This window comes from Accumulibacter sp. (assembly GCF_032229525.1).
In the GTDB taxonomy this organism is placed as follows: Bacteria; Pseudomonadota; Gammaproteobacteria; order Burkholderiales; family Rhodocyclaceae; genus Accumulibacter.
The window spans coordinates 1-2,539 of sequence record NZ_JAVTWB010000097.1 but is presented as its reverse complement, the minus strand read 5'-3'; the positions used below and the strand labels follow the sequence as shown (position 1 = coordinate 2,539).

At 63.9% G+C, this 2,539-nt stretch carries 4 protein-coding genes; 1 reads left to right on the top strand and 3 read right to left on the bottom strand.

The window, feature by feature from the left end:
* A partial coding sequence (locus tag RUW20_RS05950; protein ID WP_313951283.1) for a DEAD/DEAH box helicase occupies nucleotides 1–1,122 on the bottom strand: 1,122 nt, incomplete at its 3' end.
* 6 nt (nucleotides 1,123–1,128) lie between these two features.
* Nucleotides 1,129–1,512 carry a RidA family protein gene (locus RUW20_RS05945; RefSeq protein WP_313951282.1) on the bottom strand — a complete coding sequence of 128 codons (384 nt, stop codon included), beginning with the start codon at nucleotides 1,510–1,512 and terminating at the stop codon, nucleotides 1,129–1,131.
* A gap of 46 nt (nucleotides 1,513–1,558) precedes the next feature.
* On the opposite strand from RUW20_RS05945, the gene RUW20_RS05940 reads away from it, so the two are divergent.
* Entirely contained in the window at nucleotides 1,559–1,897 is a 339-nt protein-coding gene (locus tag RUW20_RS05940; RefSeq protein ID WP_313951281.1) for a tetratricopeptide repeat protein, read from the top strand.
* 4 nt (nucleotides 1,898–1,901) lie between these two features.
* Here RUW20_RS05940 and RUW20_RS05935 read toward each other — a convergent pair.
* Nucleotides 1,902–2,539, bottom strand: a 638-nt coding sequence (locus RUW20_RS05935) for an SPOR domain-containing protein (protein ID WP_313951280.1), incomplete at its 5' end; no start/stop codon positions are given.

Genomic DNA, 2,539 nt, shown 5'->3' with positions numbered 1-2,539 from the left:
AATCAGCGCATGGGTGCCGACCACCAGTTGGGCCGTACTCGCTGCCCGCCGCTGCACCTCCCGCCTGCCCCCTGCCCCGAGGCGGCCCGACAGGCAGACCACAGCAACACCGAGCGGCTCGAACCAGGCGCGCAGTTTGAGATAATGCTGCTCGGCAAGGATTTCGGTGGGGGCCATGAAAGCAGTCTGGTATCCCGCCTCAATGGCCTGACAAACGGCCAACGCAGCGACAATCGTCTTGCCGCAGCCGACATCGCCCTGGAGCAGACGTTGCATCGGGTAAGGCTGCGCGAGGTCCGCGGCGATCTCGGCAACGACGCGCTGCTGTGCCCCGGTCAGGGCAAAGGGAAGCGCCGCCCGGAGACGTTCCGCGAGCTGACCGGCGGCAGGCAGGAGCGGCGCTCCCTTGCGCCGGCGAGCCAGATAGGCACGGCGCAAAGACAGCTGCTGTACCAGCAGTTCGTCGAACTTGATGCGTCGCCAGGCGGGATGACTGCGCGTCTGCAGAGCCATTGGCGAAACTTCTGGCGGCGGTGAATGGAGCAAGGCGACGGCCGTCGCGAACGGCGGCAACGAGTGTTTGTTGCACCATTCGAGGTCGAGAAATTCGGCGAGATCGACCGTCTTCAGCGCCCGCGCGATCAGTTTGCGCAGCGCGCTCTGGGGCAAACCGGCGGTGGTCGGATAGACCGGCGTCAGCGACCGCGGCAGCGTTTCGTCAGCGGTCAGTACCCGACAACGAGGATGGACCATCTCGGGACCCAGGAAACCGTCGCGGATCTCACCGAAAACACGTAGCCGAAAATGATCATCTCGGGCGGCTTCGAGCGCCCTCTGCTGGCTACCGTAGAAGTTCAGAAAGCGCAGAATGAGGACGGCGTTTTGGTCACCCGCATCGCAGACCTGAACCACCAGTTGGCGACGCGGAGCAAAGCGGACGGCAACATCCACCACCAGCACTTCGAGCTGTAGCGGCACGCCTGCCGGCGCGTCGGCGAGCGCGATGACGCGCGTCTCGTCCTCGTAGCGCAAGGGCAGATGCAGGACGAGATCGTCAGGCCGTTCCAGGCTCAGCTTGCGCAGCCGGCTGCGCAGCGCTGGTGGAGCATCGATCTCGTCCAACCGGCATCAGCCGCCGACTACCATCACCGCGTCGGCCTCGACCAGTGCATTGCGTGGCAAGGAGGCGACACCGACTGCGGCACGGGCCGGGAACGGCTCGGCGAAGTAGCTTTTCATCACCTCATTGACTTTCGCAAAGTGCGCCAGATCAACAAGGTACACATTCAGCTTGACGACGTCGGCCAAGGAGCCACCCGCAGCTTCCGCAACCGCCTTGAGGTTGTCGAACACGCGAACGATCTGCGCATCGATCCCTTCGAGAAGGTCCATACTGGCCGGGTCGAGGCCGATCTGACCCGAAAGGTAAACGGTATCGCCGACTTTGACCGCCTGCGAGTAGGTGCCGATCGCCGCCGGTGCGTGCGTCGTGGAAATGATCGTTCTGCTCATCGTGCTGTCCTCTACAATGTGTTCGGGTTGAAACCGGGGATGTTAAATGACCACTGCTATCATCGCCAATCTGGAAAAACTGCTCGGGGGTCCACGCGACAGCGCCTTGCTACGCTACTCGCTGGGTAACGAACATCTGAAGGCCGGCGATTTCGAACAGGCGGCGAGCTGCCTGCGTGAAGCGCTGGAACGAGACGCGACGTATTCAGCCGCGTGGAAACTGCTTGGCAAAGCGCTGAGCGAGTGCTCTCGCCCGGTCGAAGCTCTGGCCGCCTACGAACAGGGAATCGTTGTCGCCGAAAGCAAGGGCGACCTTCAGGCGGCCAAGGAAATGGCCGTTTTTGCCCGGCGCATCCGCCACCAACTGCAGACCACGGAAGGCTGAGGCGCTAGGGGTTACCGGTCTTGCCCAGCCCACGCAGCGTCTCGATCCCGAGCTTGTTCATTTTTCGGCGAGCCGCCTCTGCTTCGGCACGATTCTTGAAAGGGCCGATCTGCAAACGTGCCTCAAGCGTCGACGGAATTCCTTCTTGCGCAAGCTTTGCCTGCCATTCCTCGGCCCGACCAGGATCGTGAAAGATCGCGGAGTGCAGAACGTAGCCTGACGACAGCTGCGGGGCCGCTGGCGGCGCAGCCTGCACCGGCTCTGCGGCAGCACCCGCGGCTACGAACTGCCGCCTGGCGGGCGAAGGCAGTGCTGGCGTGGCCGCCACCTGCGGTGGTGGCGGTGGCTCGGGAGGTAGAACCGATTTTTCGGCGGCGGCCGCACTCGGCTTCGGCTCTCCGGACAGGCGAGCGACGGGGGTTCTTCTGGTAGCCGGTCCGGCCGCTGTTCCGGCAGCAGTTCCCACGACGGTGCCCGCCGTGTCTTCCACGGTTGCTTCCGTGGCCGCTTCGGTGGCTTCTTCTTCAGCCGGCGCAGCAGCCGCTACTACCGGCTGTACCGGCTCCTTTTTCCTGACCGGTACCGGCTCGGTGAACTGCTGCCCCGCAGGCTGCAGATCATCCGGTACGGTGGCGTAGTCAA

Coding starts and splice junctions, on each gene's coding strand:
- RUW20_RS05940 (WP_313951281.1), top strand. CDS start 1,559: ATGACCACTGCTATCATCGCCAATCTGGAAAAACTGCTCGGGGGTCCA.
- RUW20_RS05945 (WP_313951282.1), bottom strand. CDS start 1,512: ATGAGCAGAACGATCATTTCCACGACGCACGCACCGGCGGCGATCGGC.